Genomic DNA, 21,975 nt, shown 5'->3' on the forward strand with positions numbered 1-21,975 from the left:
AAAGGAAGTTCCGTGCACGACACCACCCGCACCACCGAGGCCCGCATCGACAGGTTCCTCCGCGATGTGCTCGAGCCGCAGCGCGTGCGCGCGCGCCGCCCGCTGACCGTGGAGCACTGGGTCGTCGGCGGCGAGCCGGTCCCCTTCGCGCACGCGGTTCACCAGCGGTTCGAACCCTTCGTCGCCGGCTCGGCCTGGGGCCGCGCCTGGGACACCGTCTGGTTCCGGGTCACGGGCGAGCTGCCCGGCGACTGGGCGGGGGAGGATGGCGAGTTGGAGCTCGAGGTGGACCTCGGTTACTCCTCGCGACTCCCGGGCTTCCAGGCGGAGGGCATCGCCTACGACGCGAGCGGACGCATGATCAAGGGTCTCGAGCCGCTCAACCGCCATGTCCCGCTCGCGCGCGGAACGGGCTCGATCGAGGTCTACATCGAGGCGGCCGCCAACCCCAACATCGCCGACGACTTCAGCTTCCGTTCGACGACGCTCGGGCATCGGGCGACGGCGGGGGATGCGCTGCTCTACTCGGCGCGGCGCTTCGACGCGGTCGTGCGCGACCCGGAAGTGGTCGAGCTCTGGTACGACGCGACGACGCTGTGGGACCTCGCACAGCACCTGTCCGAGTCGCAGCCGCGTCGGCATCGCATCATCGAGGCGCTCTCTCGGGTCGTCGACACGATCGACCCGACCGACGCTGCGGCGGGGGCGGTTCGCGCGCGCCGCATCCTCGCCGACCAGCTCGCTCAGCCCGCCCACGCGAGCGCCCATCGCGCGATCGCCGTGGGGCACGCGCACATCGATTCGGCGTGGCTGTGGCCGACCCGCGAGACCGTGCGCAAGTTCGCGCGCACGATCTCCAACGTGCTCGACCTCGTCGACCGGGATCCGGAGCTCGTCTTCGCCGCGTCGTCGGCCCAGCAGTACGCGTGGATCGAGGAGCAGTACCCGGAGCTGTTCGAGCGCGTGCGCGCGGCCGTCGCAGTCGGCCGCATCGTGCCCGTCGGCGGTATGTGGGTCGAGTCCGACGCGACGATGATCGGCGGCGAGTCGATGGTGCGGCAGTTCCTCCTCGGCCAGCGGTACTTCCGCGATGCCTTCGGCGTCGAGAGCGACATCGTGTGGCTGCCCGACTCCTTCGGGTTCTCGGGCGCGCTGCCGCAGATCTTCCGGGGCGTCGGAGCCACGGCGTTCCTCACGCAGAAGATGTCGTGGAGCGACACCAACCGGATGCCTCATCACACCTTCGCGTGGGAGGGCATCGACGGCTCGCGCATCCTCACCCACTTCCCGCCCGTCGACAGCTACATGAGCGATCTCGGGGCCGCCGACCTCGAGAAGGCCGAGCGCCAGTACGCCGAGAAGGCGACCGGGTCGAGCTCGATCGTGCCGTTCGGCTGGGGCGACGGAGGCGGCGGGCCGACGCGCGAGATGCTCGCGACAGGGCGCCGCAAGGGCGACCTCGAGGGGTCCCCGCGCGTCGAATTCGCAGGCCCCGCGCGGTTCTTCGAGGAGGCACGGAGCGAGTTCGCGCGCCCGCCCGTCTGGTCGGGCGAGCTCTACCTCGAACTCCACCGGGGCGTGTTCACCTCCCAAGCGCAGACGAAGCAGGGCAATCGTCGCAGCGAGCGCCTCCTGCACGAGGCCGAGCTGTGGTGCGCGACGGCGACCGTTCGTGCGGGGGCCGAGTATCCGCAGCGCGAGCTCGACGAAGCGTGGCGCACCGTGCTGCTGCAGCAGTTCCACGACATCCTGCCCGGCACGTCGATCGCGTGGGTGCACGAGGAGGCGGAGGAGCGGTACCGCGAGGTCGAGCGTGTTCTCGATTCGCTCATCGAACGGGCGCTCGCGGCACTCGCAGGGGAGGGCGACGCAGAGCTGGAGGCTCAGGCCTCGCCCGTCGCGCCTGCTGCCCTCGCGATCGCTCCCGCCTCGCCGCCGGTTCATCGCTCAGCGGCATCCAGCGAGCACGGGTTCATTCTCGAGAGCGATCGGTTGCGAGCGGTCGTCGATGCGCACGGTCGCGTCTCGTCGCTCGTGGATCGGGATTCCGGGCTCGAGCTCATCGTGCCGGGACACCCGGCGGGCGAGCTGCAACTCTTCCGCGACCGGCCGACGCAGTGGGACGCCTGGGATATCGATGAGCACTATCGCCGCACGCGCCGGGAGGACGAGGGCGACGCGCACGTCGAGATCGACGAGGGCGGATGCGTCGTGGTCCGTCGCCGGTTCGGCGACTCCACCGCGACGATCCGCTGGGCGCTGAGCGACGACGGCGGCGCGCTCGATCTCGACGTGCACGTGGACTGGCGGGAGTCGCAGACCCTCCTGAAGCTCGCCCTCCCCGTGGCCGTGCTCGCCGATCGCGCCTCCGCGGAGACGCTCTTCGGCCACGTCCACCGACCGACCCACGGCAACACCTCGTGGGATGCCGCGCGGTTCGAGACGGTGGCCCACCGATGGGTGCACGTCGAAGAGCCGGGGGCGGGTGTCGCGATCGCCAACGCGAGCGCCTACGGCTGGGACATCACGCGGCTCGAGCACGAGGGGCGCGGCGTCGGCACGATGATGCGGGCCTCCCTGCTGCGCGCACCCGAGTTCCCCGACCCGCACACCGATCGCGGCGAGCACGACTTCGCCCTTTCCCTGCGGCCCACCCGCTCGATCATGGACGCGGTTCGGGAGGGATACCGGCGCGCCTATCCGGCGCGCCCCGTGCTCGGCGCCCGACCGATCGACGCACTCGTCTCGCTCGAGTCGCCGACGGCGGTCATCGAGACGGTGAAGCTCGCCGACGACGGCTCGGGTGATCTCATCGTGCGGCTCTACGAGGCAGCGGGAGCGCGAGCGACCGCAGAGCTCGAGCTCGTCATGCCGTGGGCGGCCGCGCGATGCGTCGATCTTCTCGAGCGGGCGCGCGGCGACCGTCAGGATGCGTTCGACTCGAACGACGGCATCCGTCTCTCCCTGCGCCCGTTCGAGATCGTCACGATCCGTGTCGAACTCCCGATCGCCTGAGTGCGCTTTGCGGGGGACCGGCGAAGGCGCGCACCCGCGCCCCCGCCGCGACCCGGCGGAACCGCATGACGCACCGTGACGCCGTGGACGGGGCGGTCTACTCCGATGTCGGCGGTTCGACCTATGCTCGATTCCGTGCTCCTCGAAACCCACGTGCTGCAAGACGACGACCCCGACCTGCCCGGTCTGCTGCGGGCCGGCTTCGTCGTCGTCGGCGAATCGTGGGGCGCGCGGCTGCGGCTCACTGCGGGGCACGACGCGGCCGGTGAGCGGCGTCTGCAGACCGCGGTTCGGGAAGCCCGTTCCGCCGGGGTCCGCATCGTCGAGCTCGACCCCTCCGCGAGCGGGGTCTCCGCCGCCGGAAGCTCAGCCGGCGCTGACGCCGCCGACATCGTCGCCCTCGAACGGCAGACCACGCCCGACTACCCCTACACGCCGGCGACGGCGCACCACGCGCCCGAGCTCGACGAGGTGCACGAATGGCCGCGCCGCGGCCTGCGCGCGTTCGGCGCCCGCACGCCCGACGGCGTCCTCGTCGCCGTCTCGGTCGGCCGCGAGACCTACGAGCACGGCGAGCGCCTCGGCGACCACGACTTCGTCTCCGTCGCGCGCGACCACCGCGGGCAGGGCATCGCGAAGGGCGTCGTCGCCGCATGGATCCTCGCCCTCGCCGCCGACGGCGTGCGCACCTTCGCCACCGGGGGAGCAGCGCAGAACTCCGGCAGCCTCGGCATGGTGCGGGCCCTCGGCTTCGCCGTCGAGGAGCGCTGGCTCAGCCTGCAGCGCCCCTGATCGCCGCCTTATCCCTTTACGACACCCGCCCGCAACCCCGTGACGCGGTTACCCGCGCGGGTCTAACCTGAGCCCCAGGCCGGGCAGACGACCCGAACACCCCCGTGCGGAAGCCGCGCCGGCCTGGAATCGAGAAGACCATGGCAACACTGCTCTGGATCATCGCCGTCGTCCTCGTCATCGCGGGCATCGTCGCCCTCGTGCGTCGACAGCTCCTGTGGGGCATCGTGCTCATCGTCGTCGGGCTGCTCGTCGGTCCCGGCGGAGTCAGCCTCTTCACCTGATCCCTCCCGACCGGGAGCAGGATCGCGCGGCGCGGCACCCCTCAAGGGTGCCGCGCCGTCCTGCGGTGCGGGATGCCCGGCTCGGAGCGCGGCGTCGGCTCCGAGCATCCCCAGGTAACGGTGCCAGGGTTGCCCGCATGACCGAGATGCCGATGTTCCCGCTCGGATCCGTGCTGTTCCCGGCGATGCCGACCGCCCTGCGCATCTTCGAGGAGCGCTACATCGTCATGCTCTCGGCGGTGCTGCAGGACGACCCCTCCCGCTTCGGCATCGTGCTCATCGAGCGCGGCAGCGAGGTCGGCGGCGGCGAGCACCGGTTCCCCATCGGCACCATCGCCGAGATCAGCCAGATGGAGGCGAGCGAGGGCTTCATCGGCCTCATCGCCCAGGGCGGCAGGCGCATCGAGGTCGTCGACTGGCTGCCCGACGACCCCTACCCGCGCGCCGAGGTGCGCGAGGTGCCCGACCTCGAATGGCGCGAGGAGCTGCGACCGCTGTTCGTCGAGGCCGAGCATCTCGTGCGGCGCACGCTCGCCCAGGCGAGCGAGTTCGTCGAGCAGCAGTGGGGCGCCGACATCGAGCTCGCTGACGACCCCCACGACGCCCTCTGGCAGCTGGCGGGCATCGCCCCGCTCGGTCCGCTCGACCAGGTGAGGCTGCTGCGGGCGACCGACCCCGAGCAGCTGCTGCGCGACCTCATCGAGCTGACGACGGGCGCCGCCGAGATGCTCACCGTGCGCTGGGACGATGACGACGACTTCCCGCGGCCGGAGGACTTCGCCGACGCGGAGCCCGCCGCGGACGAGGAGCCCGCGGACGAGGAGCCCGCCGCCGAGGCGACCGTCGACGACGACGAGCCCGCGGCACCCGAGGCCGACAACCGCGACGACGGCACCCCCGGCGACCCGACCCCGCCGCGATAGCCTGACCGCGTGATCGTCGCCCTCCCCATCCCGACCGACCCCGGCACCGCCGCGGCGGCCGGGCCGATCTTCGGCCTCATGGCGCTCACGACCGTGGGCGTGCTCATCTGGCAGGCCGTGCGGTACATCCGCGAGAACCGCGACGACGACGAGGGCTGAGCTCAGCCGCGCCCTCGCGCGATCCAGGCCTCGACCTCGTCCGCCGTGCGCGGGATGCCCGCCGACAGGTTCTCGGCGCCGTCGGTCGTGACGACGATGTCGTCCTCGATGCGCACGCCGATGCCCCGGTACTCCTCGGGCACGGTGAGGTCGTCGGGCTGGAAGTACAGGCCCGGCTCGATCGTGAAGACCATGCCCTCCTCCAGCACGCCGTCGATGTAGAGATCGCGGCGGGCCTGCGCGCAGTCGTGCACGTCGATCCCGAGGTGGTGCGAGGTGCCGTGCACCATGTACCGGCGGTGGTAGCCAGCCTCGGGCTTCAGGCTCTCCTCGGCGCTCACCGGCAGCAGCCCCCACTCGGCGGTGCGGGCGGCGATGACCTCCATGGCGGCGGCGTGGATCTCGCGGAACCGGATGCCCGGCCGCACGATCGCGAAGGCCGCGTCGGCCGCCTCGCGCACGGCCTCGTACACCCGGCGCTGCACCTCGGTGAAGGTGCCGCTCACCGGCAGCGTGCGGGTGATGTCGGCGGTGTAGTAGCTGTCGAGCTCGACGCCCGCGTCGATGAGGATGAGGTCGCCCGGCAGCACGGGGCCGTCGTTGCGGGTCCAGTGCAGGATGCAGGCGTGCGGGCCGCTCGCCGCGATCGTGTCGTAGCCGACGGTGTTGCCCTCAGCGCGGGCGCGGCGGTTGAAGGTGCCCTCGACGAGGCGCTCGCCGCGGGGGTGCTCGACGATCGCGGCGAGGTCGGCGACGACGTCGTCGAAGCCCTGCGCGGTCGCCTCGACGGCGAGGCGCATCTGCTCGAGCTCCCAGGAGTCCTTGACGAGTCGCAGCTCGCTCGCGTCGCGCGCGAGCTGGGCGTCGCGCGCGGTGTCGACCACGGCGGTCGCGGGCAGGTCGGCGCCCTCCGGGGTGGCGACGCTGAGCCGCTGGGCGTCGATGCGGGCGGTGAGCGCGGGGTCGGCCTCGCGCACGAGCACCGTCTCGGTCTCGCCCGCGGCGTCGAGTGCGGCATCCAGCTCGCCGAGGCCCCGCGTCAGGATCGCGAGGTCGGCAGCGACCTCGTCGGCCGAGGGGCGCGCGCCCGTCCAGAACTCGCCGATCTCGGGGTTCGCGTAGAACTCGTCCGAGTCGCGGCCGGCGGCCTCGCGGAAGAACAGCACGGCGTCGTGCCCGCCCGCGGCGCCGGGGGTCATGACGAGCACGCTGCCGGGCACGGTGTCGCTGCCCCAGCCGGTGAGGTGGGCGAAGGCGGAGTGCGCGCGGTACGGGTAGTCGGTGTCGTTGGAGCGCTGCTTGGCGGGGCCGGCGGGGATCACGAGCCGAGCATCCGGGAACAGGGCCGAGAGGGCGGCGCGGCGCTCGGCGGCGAGGGCGGCCTGCGGGCGGGCGGCGCCGCCGCGGGAGGGGCGCTCGGCCCAGCCCTGCGAGATGTAGGTCTTGAAGGCGTCCGAGCCGGGGGTCGTCGAGCGGTTCGCCGTCGCGCGGGGGGCGTCCTTCGCGTCGGTCACCGCGGGGGCGTCCGTCTCGGTGGTGGGGGCGGCGGCGCCGGTCGTGTCGGCGCTCGTCAGATCTGCATCGGTCGTGTCAGCCATGCCCTCCATCCTCGCACTCCGCCGTGCCGCGCGCAGGGGGCGGGGCGGGATGCCCGGCCGACGCCCGCCTAGAGGACGACCCGCGCGACCACGGGCCGGTGGTCGCTGCCTGCGTCATCGCGCGTCGTGATCACATCAAAGTCGAGCACCGCGATGTCAGGAGTGGTGACAACGTGATTGATCGGCGCGCCGAGGATCGGCGGGAGCGACGTCGGCCATGTCCCCACCGCTCCGCTGCCGGCGACGACCGCGGCATCGACGCAGGCCCCCAGAGCAGGTCCCCCCGGCGTCGCCGTGAAGTGGTCGACAGTCGCATTGAAGTCGCCTGCCATGATGACCCGCTCGCCCTGGCACCGGTCATCCAGCCACGCGAGATCCTCTCGCCAGCGGGGAAGTTCAGCCGGGACGGGTGAGACGGGATGTACGCCGATGACCGTCGGTCCATCGTGGCCGAGTGGCCGGAGCACGACACTCGGAAGCACGGCAGTGTTCCCGACCGTGCGATCGATCTCGTACTCGCCGATCGCCGCCGAGACCAGCACGCTCGTCGAGCGAGCTTTCGCGATCTGGTCGAAGGCGACCGTGTACACCCACATGGGGCGGCCCGACTCGCGCAGCTGGACTGCCGCAGACTCCGCAGTCTCCGCGCTCGTCTCGGGCAGGACGACGATGTCGGCCTGCTTCTCTGCGACCAGACGGGCGATCCCGTCGGCGCCGGGAGCGTCCCCGAGCGTGTTCCACGAGAGCACAGTGATCTCACCCTCGACCGGAGAGGGAGACACGTCATTGCCGAAGCCGCGGCTCGCGAGCACGGCGGCGTTGACGGCGGTGAACGCGAGCGCCATGACGGCGAGCGAGGCGAAGAACCGCCGTCCGCCGCGCCACAGGATGGCGACGATGGCGAAGACGAGCGCGCCGAGCACCGCGATGACCGAGGTGAGGCCGCGCAGCGCCACGACCTGCGCCACGATCGGCGCCCCGGCCAGGTCGAACAGGCTCGGCCAGGCCAGCACCAGCAGCACGAGACCGATGGCCACGAGCACGGCGGCGGCGAGCACTCGGACGATAACCATGACCCGGCGAGCCTACAAGCGCGGCCCTATGGCTCCGGTGCGCGCATGCCCTGCGAGTGCAGCCGACGCGGGGCGATGCCCAGGCAGCGCTCCGTACCCTGAGCTCCTGGCCGCGTGCCCGTCGGGCGGTCCCCTCGACGGGCGCCGGTCGCCTCCCGGGGGCCGAGGCCCGGCTTCGGGTCGCGCCGTCGGCGCGATCGTGCGGGTAGATGCCGCTGCCGGCCCGCGCCGGGCATCCAGCCCCTCGCCTCTAGGCTGACGGCATGACCGCGCCCGCCATCGACCTGCACTGCCACAGCAGCGTCTCCGACGGCACGGAGACCCCGACGCAGCTCGTCCGCGCGGCGGTCGCCGCGGGCCTCGACACCATGGCCATCACCGACCACGACTCGACGGCGGGCTGGGACGAGGCGCTCACGGCGGCGCGCGGCACGGGCCTGCAGATCATCCGCGGCATGGAGCTGTCGACGCGGCACGAGTGGCGCAGCGTGCACGTGCTCGGCTACCTCTTCGATCCGCACGACCAGCGGCTGCTGACCGAGACGGGGCGCATCCGCGACGACCGGCTCAACCGCGCCGAGCGCATGGTGACGCGCATCGCCGAGGACTACGACGTGACCTGGAGCGATGTGCTGGCGCAGTCGGGCGGCGTCTCGATCGGCCGGCCGCACATCGCCGACGCGCTCGTGGCCCGCGGCATCGTCGGCACGCGCAGCGAGGCCTTCGAGACGATCCTGCACTTCCGCGCCGGGTACTACCTGCCGCACGAGGCGCCGACGCTGCTCGACGGCGTGCGGCTCATCGCCGAGGCGGGCGGGGCGCCCGTCATCGCGCATCCGGCGACCCGGGGGCGCGAGGCCGTCATCGACGAGCCCATGCTGCGGCAGCTGGTCGAGGCGGGGCTCGCCGGGCTCGAGGTCGGGCATCGCGAGAACACGCCGGAGGGCCGCGCACTGCTCGAGAAGTGGGCGCAGCGCTACGACCTCGTTGTGACGGGCTCGAGCGACTACCACGGCGAGGGCAAGCCGAACCGGCTGGCCGAGAACACGACGAGCCCCGAGTCGCTCGAGCGCCTCATCGCGCGCACGCGCGGCGCGGCGCCCGTCCGCGACTAGGTTGCTCCGGGCGCCGCTCGCGCGCTCCTGCCGGCGCGAGGGGCCGCGTCGGCGGGCGGCCGGGCGCTAGTGCGCGACCGGCGCCGTCGGCTGCTCCCTCGCCGCGTCCGAGTCCGCACCCGCCGCGGGGCCCGCGCTCGGCGCCGTGACGCGGCGCACGAAGAGCACGAGCGGCAGGGTGATGAGCGCGATGCCGGTGCCGACGGTGAAGGCGGCGCGGATGCCCTCCGCGGTGATCGCGGCGCCCTCCTCGGCGGCGGGGCCGGCGAAGGCGGCCGACAGGGTGATGAAGAGGGCGATGCCCGCGGCCCCCGCCACCTGCTGGATCGTGCCGACGATCGCGCTGCCGTGCGCGTTGAGCTCGGGCCGCAGCGAGGAGAGGCCGTTGGTGAGCAGCGGGGTGAACAGCAGCGCGAGGCCGAGGCTCACGCCGATGTGCGCGGCCGTGACGAGCCACAGCGCCATGCCCTCGGTGAACATCGACATGCCGGCGAGCGACACGATGAGCAGCACCGAGCCGAGCGGCACGAGGCCGCGCGGACCGACCGCGTCGTAGCGGCGGCCGATGAACGGCGCGAGGATGCCCTGCAGGAGCGCCCCGGGCAGGATGGCGAGGCCCGCGGCGAGCGCGTCGTAGCCGAGCACCTCCTGCACGTAGAGCGGCAGCAGGATGATGGCGCCGAACAGGGCCATCGAGGCGATCGTGACGATCGCGATCGACAGGGCGAACTGCCGCGAGGCGAAGGTGCGCAGGTCGAGCAGGGCCGCGTCGGTGCGCTGGAGGTGCACCTGGCGCCAGACGAACAGGCCGATGATCGCGGCGCCGCCGATGAGGGCGATGAGCGGGATGCTGCTGCCGCCGTCGCCCTCGCCGCCCTCGCCGAGCTGGGCGAGGCCGTAGACGAAGCCGCCGAAGCCGAGCGCGGAGAGGACGACCGAGAGCACGTCGAGCCGGCCGGGCTTGTAGACGCCCACGTTGACGATGCGGGCGGCGCCGAGCGCGAGCGCGACGATCGCGAAGGGCACCATGACGATGAAGAGCCAGCGCCAGTCGGCGATCTGCAGGATCGCGCCGGACACGGTCGGGCCGAGCGCCGGCGCCACGGCGATGACGATGGAGATGTTGCCGACGACGCGGCCGCGGATGGCGGGCGGCACGAGGGCGAAGACGGTGGTGAACAGCAGCGGCATCATGATCGCCGTACCGCTGGCCTGCACGACGCGGCCGACGAGCAGCAGCTCGAAGCCGGGCGAGACGGCGGCGATGACGGTGCCGAGCGTGAACAGGCTCATCGCCGCGAGGAACATCGGGCGCGTCGGGAACCGCTGCATGAGGAAGCCGGTGATGGGGATGACGACGGCGAGCGTCAGCATGAACGCGGTCGTCAGCCACTGCGCGGCCGTCGCGGTGATGCCCAGATCCTCGATGAGGCGGGGGATCGCGTTGCCCATGAGCGTCTCGTTGAGGATGACGACGAAGGCCGAGACGAGCAGCAGGCGGATGACGCCCATGTTGCGCTTGTGCTCCGGCCCGGAGAGGTCGACGGCGGGGGAGTGCGGGGCGGGCGGAGTCTGAGGCATAGCGGGCTGAACCTCCTGAGGATTCCGAGTATTCCCGACGCGCGGGGGATCGGCAGCGGGCTCGGTCGGCGGCGGGACGACGACGGCCCCCGGCGCGCGATGCGCCGAGGGCCGACGACGAGGTGCGGGAGCGGGTGCTCCGCGGGAGTCAGTCGGCCGCGGGAGCCGTGCTCTGCTGGCCGCCGGCACCGGCGCCGCCCGAGCCGCCGGAGCGGCGACGGCGACGACGACGGGGCGCGGTCGAGACGCCCTCGGCGGCGGGGGCGGTGCCGTCGGTCGAGGGGGTGCCGGTGGATGCTCCGCGCTCACGGCGCTCGCCGCCGCGGTCGCTCGAGCGCTCGCCCGACCGCTCGCCGCTGCGGCCCGCACCGTCACGGCGGGTGCGCTCGCGCGGCGGGCGCGCGGCATCCCGCTCGACCTTGGGGATGGGCGTCGACTTGAGGCGCCCCTTGATGCCGGCCGGGATGTTGAGGTCGGTGTAGAGGTGCGGCGAGGAGGAGTAGGTCTCGACGGGCTCGGGGATGTTCATCTCGAGCGCCTTGTTGATGAGCGCCCACTTGTGCATGTCGGCCCAGTCGACGAAGGTCACCGCGATGCCGGTCTTGCCCGCGCGGCCGGTGCGGCCGACGCGGTGCAGGTAGGCGTCGTGGTCGTCGGGCACCGTGTGATTGATCACGTGGGTGACGTCGTTGACGTCGATGCCGCGGGCGGCCACGTCGGTGGCGATGAGGATGTCCTTCTTGCCGGCCTTGAACGCCGCCATCGAGCGCTCGCGCGCCTCCTGCGTCATGTCGCCGTGCACGGCGCCGGCGCTGAAGCCGCGGTCGGTGAGCTCCTCGACGATCTTCGCGGCCGCGCGCTTCGTGCGCGTGAAGATCACGGTCTTGCCGCGGCCCTCCGACTGCAGGATGCGGCCGATGACCTCGTCCTTGTCGAGCGCGTGCGCCCGGTAGACGATGTGCTCGATGTTGGCCTGCGTGAGGCCCTCGTCGGGATCGGTGGCGCGGATGTGGATGGGGCGCGTCATGAAGCGGCGCGCGAGGGCCACGATCGGGCCCGGCATGGTGGCCGAGAACAGCATCGTGTGGCGCGTCGGCTTCGTCTGCGAGAACAGCCGCTCGATGTCGCTGAGGAACCCCAGGTCGAGCATCTTGTCGGCCTCGTCGAGCACCATCACCTCGACGTTGGCGAGGCTCAGCAGGCGCTGGCTGGCGAGGTCGAGCAGCCGGCCGGGCGTGCCGACCACGATCTGCGCGCCCGCCTTCAGCTGCTCGATCTGGCCCTCGTAGGCCTTGCCGCCGTAGATCGAGACGATCTTCGTCGGCCGGTTCTTGGCGGCGAGCTCCAGGTCTTCGGTGACCTGCACGCACAGCTCGCGCGTCGGCACGACGACGAGCGCCTTGACGCCGGGCTCGGGGTCGGTGCCGAGCCGCTGGATGAGCGGCAGGCCGAAGCCGAAGGTCTTGCCGGTGCCGGTCTTCGCCTGGCCGATGATGTCCTGGCCGGTCAGCGCGAGCGGGATCGTCTGCTCTTGGATGGGGAACGGCGAGAGGATGCCGTGGGATGCGAGGGCATCGACCAGATCGGTCTCGATGCCCAGGTCGGTGAAAGTCACGTGAAGGATTCGCCTTATCTGCGGTATGGGATTCCCGTCAGTTTAGCCGCCGCGGGGCCGCAGGCGCGGGCGGCCCGCGCGAGCGGCCGCCGGAGGGCCGCGCATCCATCGCATACAGTAGGCCCGTGGCATGGTTCCGACGGTCCCCGCAGCGGGTGAAAGCGCCCACGCTGACGCCGCGCGACACCGCCGTGGCCGCCACCCGGGTCGACCTGCACCGCCTCACGCCGCCCGTCGACCAGTACCTCGGGCACTGCGCCGCGCTGCACCTCACCTTCTTCGAGCAGCTCAGCCACGCGGTCGCCAACGCGCCCCGCATCGCCGATAAGGACGCCCTCACGGTCGTCGCCGGCACGGCCCTGCGCCGCTACGAGGCTCTCGTCGCCGAGATGGAGCGCCGCAAGCTCGACCGCTCGTCGATCATGGAGCCGCACCTGCACGGCGTGCAGGAGTTCGAGCGCCGCACGATGGGCGCCGACTGGCACGAGCAGGTCGCGAGCGCCCACGTCACGATCGGGTTCCTCACCGACTTCTGGATGCGCCTCGCCGCCGGCCTGCCGAAGGACGCGCGGGCGAGCGTCGAGCAGGCGCTGCGCATCGGCGAGCTGGATGCCCCCCTGCACCGCATCGTGCAGCGCGCCATCGCGGCGAACCCCCGGCTGTCCTCCCGGCTCGCGCTCTGGTGCCGCCGCCTGGTCGGCGACACCATTCTGCAGGCCCGCTCGGCGCTCGCCGTCACGATCGACGGCCGCGACGAGGAGGAGCAGATCGAGCCCGTGCTCACCGAGCTCATCGCCGAGCACACGCGCCGCATGGACAAGCTGGGGCTGACCGCCTGATGTCGTGGGGAGGGGACGGCCCCCGGCCGATGCAGCCCGAGAGCGCGCAGGGGCGCGCCGCGCTCATCCTGATCATCGTGTCGATCGCGGCGCGCGCCGTCGTCGGCGTCATCAGCACGCCGCTGCTCGCGATCCTCGGCAGCGGAGGGTTCGTCGTGCTCCTGCTGCTCAACGCGGCCGCGCTGCTCATCACCGTCGTCGGCGTCGTCATCGCCTGGATCGCGATCGTGAAGCATCGCGACCGCTCGATCGTGCTGCTCGTCGTCGCGATCATCGCGAGCGTGCTGACGCTGTTCGCGCTGCCGTCGCTGCTGTAGCACGGCTCCCGGCGCGGGGGCGATCCGGCTCTAGTGGACGGTCGCCGAGCTGGTCGTGACGCGGTCGCGGGCGCCGAGGAGGCGCTGGAGCAGAGCGGCGTCGGCGTCCGCGCGGCGGCGGTGCAGCATCCAGGCGACGCCGGCGGCGACGGCGGGGCCGATGATCAGGCTCGCGACCCAGATCCAGCCGCCGTCGAAGGTCAGGCCGAGCCACAGCAGCAGCACCCACGTGGTGGCGGTGGCGGCGGCGCCGACGATCGTGGTCACGAGGAGCCCGTGGGTGTCACGACCGGGCACGATGTAGCGCACGGCGAGGCCGAGCGCCGCGCCGATGACCGTGACGAACAGCAGCTCCATGGCGGTGCGGCCCGCGTCAGCCGACGAAGCCGACGCGGCGCGCCGACTCGGAGCCGATCTCGACGTAGCCGATGGCCGCGGCGGGCACGATGTACGACTTGCCCTTGTCGTCGCTGAGCGAGAGCACGGAGCCGTCGGCGAGGGCTGCGGCCACCGCCTTCTCGATCTCGGCGGCGGGCTGCGAGGACTCGAAGGAGAGCTCACGGGGGCTGTTGAGAATGCCGATGCGAATGTCCACGAGTGTCACTGTACCCCGGCGCCGGAGGCCGATCCGCGGCGTTCACCGAGAGCGGATCGAGGGCTCGCGCGGCGGCTGCGGCCGGGCGTCGGAGGGATGTCGGCGCACGTCGGTACCGTGATCGCCATGCCCCCCGCCGAGCCCGCCGCCGCGCTCCCCGCGGTGCCCTCAGCCGCGCTCCCCGCGGTGCTCGCCGCGCCCGCGCTCGACGCGACTCAGCAGGCGGTGGTGGGTGCCCGGCGCGGGCCCGGCGCGGTCGTGCTCGGCGCTCCCGGCACGGGCAAGACCCGCACGGTGCTTGAGCTCGTCGCCGCCGCGATCCTCGACGACGGGCGGCCGCCCGAGAGCGTGCTCGTGCTCACGCCCTCGCGCCGCAGCGCGACGGTGCTGCGCGATCGGGTCGCGCTGCGGCTCGCGCAGGGCGGCGAGGCCGCGGCGCCCGTGCTGCCCGGGCCGCTCGCGCGGTCGATCGCCTCCTACGCCCACGCGATCGTCACGGCGGATGCCCGGCTCACCGGCCAGGCCGACCCGCGCCTGCTCTCCGGCGCCGATCAGGACGCCGACCTCGCCGAACTGCTGGCGGGCCACGCGCTCGACGGCACGGGCCCGGCGTGGCCCGATCACCTCGGGCCGGAGGTGCGGGCGCTCGGCGCGTTCCGCACCGAGCTGCGCGACGCGATCGCCCGGGTGTCGGAGCACGGCTGGAGCACGGATCGGCTGCGGTCGGAGGGCCGCGCGCACGGCCAGCCCGCGTGGGCGGCCCTCGCCGACCTCGTCGACGAGTACCGCATCGTGCTCGGCGGCGCCCGGGCCGACCAGATCGACCCGGCCGAGCTCGTGCGCGCCGCGATCGGCCTCGTGCGCGATCCGGCGCCGGGGGCGCCCGCCGTGCCGCGGCTGGTGATCCTCGACGACGCTCACGATGCGACGCCGAGCGGGTTCGAGCTGCTCGCGGCGCTCGCCGCGCGCGGGGCGACGGTCATCGCGCTCGGCGACCCCGACGTCGCCACGAACACCTTCCGCGGCGCCGAACCCGATGCCGTGGCCCGGCTCGGCACGCTGCTCGAGACGCGCATCCCGACCCTCGTGCTCGGCACCGCCCACCGGCAGGGGCCCGCGCTGCGGGCGCTCACCGCGGGGCTCAGCGCGCGCATCGGCACGGCGGCCGCGGGCGGCCAGCGGCGGGCCGTGCCCGGCCGCGGCGCCGACCCGCTCGACGATCCGCACGGCGAGGCCGATGCACTCGTGCGCTCCGAGGGGGCGCTGCTCGCGGTCGCTGCCCCGAGCCCGGCGCGCGAGCGCTCCCTCGTCGCCGACCTGCTGCGCGAGCGCCACCTGCTCGATCGCGTGCCGTGGTCGGCGATGGCGGTCGTCGTGCGCACGGGCGCGCAGGTGCCGCTGCTCGCGCGCGCGCTCGCCGCGGCCGAGGTGCCGGTGCGCACGACCGCGGCCGGCCGACCGCTGCGCGAGCACCCCGCCGCCCGCGCGCTCATCCGCTTCGTCGACGTCGGCACCGGGCGCTCCCCGCTCGACGCGGAGGCCGCGGCCGAGCTGCTGCTCTCGCCGCTCGGCGGCCTCGACCGCATCGGCCTGCGCCGGCTGCGCCGCGCGCTGCGCGGCGAGGAGCTCGCCGGCGAGGGCGACCGGGGCGCCGACGAGCTGCTCGTCGAGGCGCTCGCCGCCCCCGACCGGCTCGAGACGATCGACCACCGCACCGCCCGGCGGGCCGCGCGCGTGGCCCGCACGCTCGCCCGCATCCGCGCCGCGTACGAGGCCGGGTCGACCGTCGACGAGCTGCTCTGGACGGCGTGGGACGACGCCCGGCTCGCCGCCGAGTGGGCGCGGGCCTCCGCCGGCAGCGGCGTCGTCGCCGCCGAGGCCGACCGCGCGCTCGACGCCGTCGTCGCCGTGTTCACCGCGGCGACGACCATCGTCGACACCGTGCCCGAGGCGACCGTCGAGACCTTCCTCGCCCGCGTGCTCGACAGCGACGTCGCCGATGACCTGCTGCAGCCCGTCCGCACCGAGGAGTCGGTGCTCATCACCACGCCCGCGTCCGCCGCGGGGCTCGAAGTCGACGTGGTCGTCGTCGCCGGGCTCACCGAGGGCGTCTGGCCCAATCTGCGCGTGCGCGGCACCCTCCTCGGCGCCCCGCTGCTCAGCCGGGTCGCGCGGGGGCTGCCCGTCGCCGACCTCGACGAGCGCCGGCTCGTGCTCGACGACGAGCTGCGCATGTTCGTGCTCGCCGCCTCCCGCGCGCGCCGCCAGCTCATCGTCACCGCGACGGCGGGCGAGGACGAGCAGCCGAGCGCGCTGTGGGAGCACGTCAGCCAGGCCGCGGGAGAGCCGGCCGCCGGCTCGACCCGGCGCGGCCGACCCCGCTCGCTGCGGCGGCTCGTCGGCCAGCTGCGGCGCATCCTCACCGACCCCGCCTCGAGCGAGACGGCGCGCGCCGAGGCCGCCGTCGCCCTGCGCCGGCTCGCCGACGAGGGGGTCGCCGGGGCGAGCCCCGACGAGTGGTGGGGGCTGCTCGAGCCCTCGACCACGGCGCCGCTCTTCACCGACGACGAGCACGTGACCCTCTCGCCGTCGAAGCTCGAGGCGATCGAGACCTCGCCGCTGGACTGGTTCCTCGACCGGATCGCCCCCGAGGAGACGAGCGCCGTCATGGGCATCGGCACGATCGTGCACGGCGCGATGGAGACCCTCGACGATCCCGACGTCGACGCGGTCTGGGCCGCGATCGAGGCGCGCTGGGCCGAGCTCGTCTTCGAGTCGCCCTGGCTCGCCGCGCAGCAGCGCCGGCTCGCGCGCCGCTACGCCGAGGGCGTCGCCGAGTACCTGCGTGACGCCGCGATCGAGGGGCGCGAGCGCGTCGCCGCGGAGGAGCGCTTCGCCGTGCTCGTCGACCGTGCCCGGCTGAGCGGCAGCGTCGACCGCATCGAGCGCTCCGTCGACGGCGGGGTGCGCATCATCGACTTGAAGACCGGCCGCCCCGTCACCGACGCCGGGGCGAAGGCCAACGCGCAGCTCGGCGCGTACCAGCTCGCCTACGCCGACGGCGCCTTCGACGAGCTGCTCGACCCCCTCGGCCCGCACCACGCCGAGGGCGCTCGACTGCTGTTCGTGCGCGAGGGCGTGCGCGGCAAGAACTACCGCGAGGCGACGCAGCCGGTGCTCGACGAGGAGGGGCTCGAGGCGTTCCGACTGCGGCTGCGGCAGGCCGTGGCGGCCGTCGCGGTGGCGGAGCTCTCCGGCCCCCGCGCCATCGGGCGATTCGACTTCGCGGCACTGCGGCATCGGCTGCACCGCGTGCCGCCGATCACGGGGGAGCGATGAGCGCGCGGGCGGGCATCCCGCCGCGCCCGGGGCGGATGCCCCGCATCAGCGCCGACGCGATCGCCGACGCCGTCGGGCAGCACCGCCCGACGCCCGAGCAGCGCGCGGTCATCGAGGCTCCCCTCGAACCCGCCCTCGTCGTCGCCGGCGCCGGCTCGGGCAAGACCGAGACGATGGCCGCGCGCGTGCTGTGGCTCGTCGCCAACGAGTTCGTGCGGCCCGACGAGGTGCTCGGCCTCACCTTCACCCGAAAGGCCGCGGGCGAGCTCGCGCACCGCATCCGCTCGCGGCTCGACGCGCTCGGTCGCAGCCCGCTGATGGCACGGGGCGACGGCGCGCCGCCGCTCGTCGACGCCTTCACCCAGCCCGCGGTGAGCACCTACAACGCCTTCGCCTCCACCCTCTACCGCGACCACGCCGTGCTCATCGGGCGCGACCCGGAGGGCGTCGTGCTCGGCGAGGCGAGCGCGTGGCAGCTCGCGCGCGAGATCGTGACGAGCAGCACCGACGACCGGCTCGGCGCGCTCGACAAGCCCGTCGACCGCATCACCCGCGCCGTGCTCGGCCTGGCGCACGGACTCGCCGAGCACGTCGCCGACCTCGACGACCTGCGCGCTCTCGCCCGCGAGGTGGCGGGGCTCGCCGAGCTGCCGCCCGGCGGCCGCGGGGCCTACGCCGACGTCGAGAAGCTCGCGGCCGAGATCGGCGCGAGCCTGCCCGTGGCCGACCTCGTCGAGCGGTTCCAGCGGCTCAAGCAGCGCGACGGACTCGTCGAGTTCGCCGACCAGGTGGGGCTCGCGCTCGAGATCGTGCAGCGCCACGACGGCGTCGGGCACGGGCTGCGCGAGCGGTACCGCGTCGTGCTGCTCGACGAGTACCAGGACACGAACGTCGCCCAGACGCGCCTGCTCTCCGCGCTCTTCGGCGGCACGCCCGTCATGGCCGTCGGCGACCCGCACCAGTCCATCTACGGCTGGCGCGGTGCGAGCGCCTCCAACCTCGACGACTTCGCGCGGCGCTTCGCCGTCGGCGCCGCCGAACCGTCCGGGGCGGGGGATGCTCCGCCGCCGGCGTCCGCCGGTGCAGGGTCCGCCGGCGCCGCGTCCGCCGGCACACCGTCCGCCGGCACGGCGCCCAGCGTCGCCCGGTACTCCCTGAGCACCTCGTGGCGCAACGGCACGCGCATCCTCGACGTCGCGAACGCGCTCGTCGAGCCGCTCAGCGCGCGGGCCGGGGTGGTCGGCGGGGCCGCGGTCGCGCGGCTCGCGGCCGGGCCGACCGCGAGCGAGCATCCCGTGGACCTCGCCTGGCTCGAGCACGTCGAGGACGAGGCCGACGCGGTCGCCCGCTGGTTCGCGGCCCGGCTCGCCGAGGGCGCGATCGGCGCCGCCCCCGGCGCGGTCGACGCCGAGGGCCGCCCGCTACGGCCGAGCGCCGCCCTGCTCATGCGCAACCGCTCGACGCAGCCGGTGTTCCTCGCGGCGCTGCGGCGTCACGAGGTGCCGGTGCACGTGCTCGGCATCGGCGGGCTGCTGGAGGAGCCCGAGATCGCCGACCTCGTCAGCGCGCTCTCCGTCGTCGCCGACCCCTCCTCGGGCACCGAGCTCGTGCGGCTGCTCGCCGGGCCGCGCTGGCGCATCGGGCTCGCCGACCTCGAGGGGCTGCGCGGCATCGCCTCCTGGCTGCGCGAGCGCGACCTCTCGCAGCGGCGGTTCTCCGACGAGGTCGTCGCGCGCATGCGCGACTCGGTCGCCCCCTCCGAGGGTCTGTCGATCGTCGACGCGCTCGACTTCGTCGCCACCGCGCGCGAGGGGCACAGCCAGCTCGAGCGCTTCAGCGCGGCCGGCCGCGCGCGGCTGCGCGAGGCCGGGGCGCTCTTCGCCCGGCTGCGCACCCGCACGGCCCTCGCCCTGCCCGACCTCGTCGCGGCCGTCGAGCACGAGCTGCAGCTCGACATCGAGGTCGTCGCCAACCCAGCCCGCGTGCTGCGCGAGGCCCCGCGCGAGGCGTTCCTCGACGCGCTCGACGGCTACCTCGGGCTCGCCGAGCAGGCGACGCTCGCGGGGTTCCTCGGCTGGCTGCGCGAGGCCGAGTGGCGCGACAACCTCTCGCCCCGCAGCGAGGAGCCCGAGCCCGGCACCGTGCAGGTGCTCACCGTGCACGGCTCGAAGGGGCTCGAGTGGGATCACGTCGTCGTTCCGCGCGTCGTCGCCGACGAGCTGCCGTCGAAGCCGCTCGGCGGCACCACCGGCTGGCTCAGCCTCGGGGTGCTGCCGTATCCGCTGCGCGGCGATGCCGACGAGCTGCCGCACTTCGACTGGCGCGGCGCGGAGACGCGCAAGGAGCTGCTCGAGCGGCGCGACGACTTCACGGCCGCGGTCGGGGTGCACCTCGAGAAGGAGGAGCGCCGGCTCGCCTACGTCGCCGTCACGCGCGCCCGCCATCGCCTGCTGCTGACCGGCTCGTTCTGGTCGCGGCAGACCAAGGCGCGGGGGCCGAGCCCGTTCCTGCTGCCGCTGCTCGAGCGAGGCATCCTGTCGCCGGCGCCCCCGGAGGCGCCCGAGAACGAGACGAACCCGCTCGTCGTCGACGAGGGCGATGAGGCGTGGTGGCCGGGCGACCCCTTCGGCTCCGACCCGAAGACGAGCCGTCGCGTGCGCGTGCTGCGCGGCGCCGACCGCGTGCGCGCTGCCGACGCGAGCCGGGGCAGCGTCTGGGACGACGACATCACCCTGCTGCTCGCCGAGCGCGCCGCGCGCGAGAGTCGGGCGGGGCGCGTGCGCATCCCGGCCCGGGTGCCCGCCTCGGCCGTGAAGGACTTCGTCACCGAGCCGGAGGCGACGGCCGAGCGGCTGCGCCGCCCGCTGCCGCAGCGGCCGTACCGGGCGACCCGGCTCGGCACGATCTTCCACCGCTGGGTCGAGCAGACCTACGGGCTCGCGACCGCCGCCGAGGCGATCGACGGGCTCACCCTCGACCTCGACGCGCTCGAGGAGGGCGGCGGCGAGGCCGTCGAGCGCGAGCGGCTCGAGCAGCTGCAGCAGACCTTCGCGGCCTCGCCGTGGGCCCACCGCACGCCGCTCGACGTGGAGCGCGAGCTGCACCTCGTCATGGAGGGGCGCATCCTCGTCTGCAAGATCGACGCCGTCTACGCGGTGGACGGCGCTGCCGACCGCGTCGAGATCGTGGACTGGAAGACCGGGCGCGCCCCCCGCGACGCCGACGACCGCCGGGCGAAGGAGCTGCAGCTCGCCCTCTACCGGCTCGCCTACGCGCGCTGGCGCGGCCTGCCCCTCGAGAGTGTCGACGCGGTCTTCTACTTCGTCGCCGACGACGAGGTGCTGCGCCCGACCGCGCTGCCCGACGAGGCCGAGCTGCGGCGGCTGTGGCGCGCGTCGATCGGCCCGGCCGGAGCGGGCTAGGGGGCCGGGGCGCTAGCGGCCGGAGAGGCGGACGGTGCGGATGCCGCCGGTGCCGTTCCTGCGGGCGCCGCCGAGGCCGCGAACCGCGACCGGTACGACTGCACGACCGAGCGCATCCCGAGCCCGCACACCCCGACGAGCTGATCGCCCCGGAAGTACTCCACGACCCCCTCGTCGTCGAGCGCGCCGGCGACGAGCTCGCTGCGGTCGGCGAGATAGGTCATGCCGAAGGCGAGCAGGTGCATGTCGTACTGGTCGCTCCAGAACGAGGGCAGCGGGGCGAACGGCCGCGTTGCGACCTCGGCCGCGACCGCGGGATCGCCCGCGAGCTGCGCCGCGAGAACCTGGCCCGCCCGCTTGCCGGTCTCGGTGGGCAGGTTCCAGTGCTCGACGCGGCGGGGCACCTCGTCGAACAGCGGGTTGGCGTAGCGCGCCACATCGCCCGCGGCGAGCACGTGCGGCAGGGCGGCGGCCTCCGTCGTGATCGCCTGCAGGGCGCCGTTCACGAGCACGCCGTCGGCGACGTCGAGCCCCGAACCGGTCAGCCACTCCGTGTTCGGATCGCTGCCCACTGCGACGACGAGCACATCGCACTCGAGCATCACGCCGGTGTCGAGCACGACCCGCTCGACGTCGGGGTCTCCGACGAGCGAGAACAGCGAGGCGCGGGGGAAGAAGGTCACCCCGTTCGCCTGATGCCGGCGCAGCACCTCGGCGCCGAGCAGCGGGCCCACCGCGCGCTCGAGCGGGATCGCGCTCTGCGAGACGATCGACACCCGGCAGCCGCGCTTCGCCGCCGTCGCGGCGATCTCGCACCCGATGAAGCCCGAGCCGAGGATGACGACGTTCGCGCCCGGCCGTAGGGCGTCCCGCAGGCCGACCGCGTCGTCGACCGTGCGCAGGCGGTGGATGCCGCCGAGGCCGTGCGAGTCGATCGGCAGCGGCTTCGGCCGCAGTCCGGTCGCGATCACGAGCCCGTCGAACGCGTGGACGGCGCCCGTGTCGTCGGTGACGGTGCGGGCGTGCGGGTCGAGCGCGGTCGCGTGGCGGCCGAGCATCCATTCGACCTCGCCGAGGCTGGCCCGCAGGGGGAAGGCGACGTCCGCGTGCCCCTGGCCCTCGGTCGACAGCAGCTCCTTCGAGAGCGGCGGGCGGTTGTACGGGGCGTGCTGCTCGGCCCCGAGCACGCGGATCGGCCCGGTGAACCCGTGCCGGCGCAGCGACTCGGCCGAGCGCAGGCCGGCCATGGACGCGCCGACGATGAGCGCGCCGGCGCCGGTGGCCGGCAGCGCCTCGGTGGCCGCCATC

At 74.0% G+C, this 21,975-nt stretch carries 17 protein-coding genes; 10 read left to right on the forward strand and 7 right to left on the reverse strand.

Translation table 11 applies throughout. The annotated features are described in order from the left end of the window. Nucleotides 1–12: 12 nt before the first annotated feature. The 5 genes from HGB54_RS03695 to HGB54_RS03715 all read left to right on the forward strand — a co-directional run bounded on the left by HGB54_RS03695 (nt 13) and on the right by HGB54_RS03715 (nt 5,173). On the forward strand, nt 13–3,015 hold the full coding sequence (locus tag HGB54_RS03695; protein WP_168915257.1) for an alpha-mannosidase: 3,003 nt from the start codon (nt 13–15) through the stop codon (nt 3,013–3,015). A gap of 135 nt (nt 3,016–3,150) precedes the next feature. After that, nucleotides 3,151–3,807 (forward strand): GNAT family N-acetyltransferase, encoded by a 657-nt coding sequence (locus HGB54_RS03700; protein WP_168915258.1) that lies wholly within the window; start codon nt 3,151–3,153, stop codon nt 3,805–3,807. A gap of 140 nt (nt 3,808–3,947) precedes the next feature. Continuing rightward, on the forward strand, nt 3,948–4,091 hold the full coding sequence (locus tag HGB54_RS03705; RefSeq protein ID WP_168915259.1) for a GPGG-motif small membrane protein: 144 nt from the start codon (nt 3,948–3,950) through the stop codon (nt 4,089–4,091). Nucleotides 4,092–4,228: 137 nt separating this feature from the next. Further along, on the forward strand, nt 4,229–5,014 hold the full coding sequence (locus HGB54_RS03710) for an LON peptidase substrate-binding domain-containing protein (protein WP_168915260.1): 786 nt from the start codon (nt 4,229–4,231) through the stop codon (nt 5,012–5,014). 9 nt (nt 5,015–5,023) lie between these two features. Beyond that, nucleotides 5,024–5,173 carry a hypothetical protein gene (locus HGB54_RS03715; protein WP_168915261.1) on the forward strand — a complete coding sequence of 50 codons (150 nt, stop codon included), beginning with the start codon at nt 5,024–5,026 and terminating at the stop codon, nt 5,171–5,173. Nucleotides 5,174–5,175: 2 nt separating this feature from the next. Here HGB54_RS03715 and HGB54_RS03720 read toward each other — a convergent pair whose 3' ends face one another. Beyond that, complete coding sequence (locus tag HGB54_RS03720) at nt 5,176–6,771, reverse strand: aminopeptidase P family protein (protein ID WP_168915262.1); 1,596 nt, start codon at nt 6,769–6,771, stop codon at nt 5,176–5,178. Nucleotides 6,772–6,839: 68 nt separating this feature from the next. Further along, on the reverse strand, nt 6,840–7,844 hold the full coding sequence (locus HGB54_RS03725) for an endonuclease/exonuclease/phosphatase family protein (RefSeq protein WP_228545921.1): 1,005 nt from the start codon (nt 7,842–7,844) through the stop codon (nt 6,840–6,842). Between the two features lie 263 nt (nt 7,845–8,107). On the opposite strand from HGB54_RS03725, the gene HGB54_RS03730 reads away from it, so the two are divergent. Further along, the gene (locus tag HGB54_RS03730) at nt 8,108–8,959 is read left to right on the forward strand and encodes a PHP domain-containing protein (protein ID WP_168915263.1); all 852 of its coding nucleotides are present in this window, start codon (nt 8,108–8,110) and stop codon (nt 8,957–8,959) included. A gap of 66 nt (nt 8,960–9,025) precedes the next feature. Here HGB54_RS03730 and HGB54_RS03735 read toward each other — a convergent pair whose 3' ends face one another. Then, on the reverse strand, nt 9,026–10,540 hold the full coding sequence (locus tag HGB54_RS03735) for an MDR family MFS transporter (RefSeq protein WP_228545922.1): 1,515 nt from the start codon (nt 10,538–10,540) through the stop codon (nt 9,026–9,028). A 148-nt stretch (nt 10,541–10,688) separates the two neighbouring features. Continuing rightward, the gene (locus HGB54_RS03740; RefSeq protein ID WP_168915264.1) at nt 10,689–12,155 is read right to left on the reverse strand and encodes a DEAD/DEAH box helicase; all 1,467 of its coding nucleotides are present in this window, start codon (nt 12,153–12,155) and stop codon (nt 10,689–10,691) included. 125 nt (nt 12,156–12,280) lie between these two features. Here HGB54_RS03740 and HGB54_RS03745 point away from each other — a divergent pair, with 125 nt between their 5' ends. Continuing rightward, the gene (locus HGB54_RS03745) at nt 12,281–12,994 is read left to right on the forward strand and encodes a ferritin-like fold-containing protein (protein ID WP_168915265.1); all 714 of its coding nucleotides are present in this window, start codon (nt 12,281–12,283) and stop codon (nt 12,992–12,994) included. A 29-nt stretch (nt 12,995–13,023) separates the two neighbouring features. Then, nucleotides 13,024–13,311: a hypothetical protein gene (locus tag HGB54_RS03750; RefSeq protein ID WP_168915266.1), complete on the forward strand. Its 288-nt coding sequence runs from the start codon at nt 13,024–13,026 to the stop codon at nt 13,309–13,311. A gap of 30 nt (nt 13,312–13,341) precedes the next feature. On the opposite strand, the gene HGB54_RS03755 is transcribed toward HGB54_RS03750, so the two are convergent. Both HGB54_RS03755 and HGB54_RS03760 read right to left on the reverse strand, forming a co-directional pair. Further along, nucleotides 13,342–13,668 (reverse strand): hypothetical protein, encoded by a 327-nt coding sequence (locus tag HGB54_RS03755; protein ID WP_168915267.1) that lies wholly within the window; start codon nt 13,666–13,668, stop codon nt 13,342–13,344. A gap of 16 nt (nt 13,669–13,684) precedes the next feature. Further along, on the reverse strand, nt 13,685–13,906 hold the full coding sequence (locus tag HGB54_RS03760) for a DUF3107 domain-containing protein (RefSeq protein WP_168915268.1): 222 nt from the start codon (nt 13,904–13,906) through the stop codon (nt 13,685–13,687). A gap of 126 nt (nt 13,907–14,032) precedes the next feature. Here HGB54_RS03760 and HGB54_RS03765 point away from each other — a divergent pair, with 126 nt between their 5' ends. Both HGB54_RS03765 and HGB54_RS03770 read left to right on the forward strand, forming a co-directional pair. Next, nucleotides 14,033–17,245, forward strand: a complete 3,213-nt coding sequence (locus tag HGB54_RS03765) for a UrvD/REP family ATP-dependent DNA helicase (protein ID WP_168915269.1) — start codon at nt 14,033–14,035, stop codon at nt 17,243–17,245. Beyond that, complete coding sequence (locus tag HGB54_RS03770; RefSeq protein ID WP_228545923.1) at nt 17,242–20,667, forward strand: ATP-dependent helicase; 3,426 nt, start codon at nt 17,242–17,244, stop codon at nt 20,665–20,667. The genes HGB54_RS03765 and HGB54_RS03770 overlap by 4 nt, the downstream gene beginning before the upstream one ends. On the opposite strand, the gene HGB54_RS03775 is transcribed toward HGB54_RS03770, so the two are convergent. Beyond that, on the reverse strand, nt 20,664–21,974 hold the full coding sequence (locus HGB54_RS03775; protein WP_168915270.1) for an NAD(P)/FAD-dependent oxidoreductase: 1,311 nt from the start codon (nt 21,972–21,974) through the stop codon (nt 20,664–20,666). The genes HGB54_RS03770 and HGB54_RS03775 overlap by 4 nt on opposite strands. Nucleotide 21,975 lies beyond the last annotated feature (1 nt).

Origin of the sequence: Microcella flavibacter (assembly GCF_012530535.1) — a bacterium.
Lineage (GTDB): Bacteria > Actinomycetota > Actinomycetes > Actinomycetales > Microbacteriaceae > Microcella > Microcella flavibacter.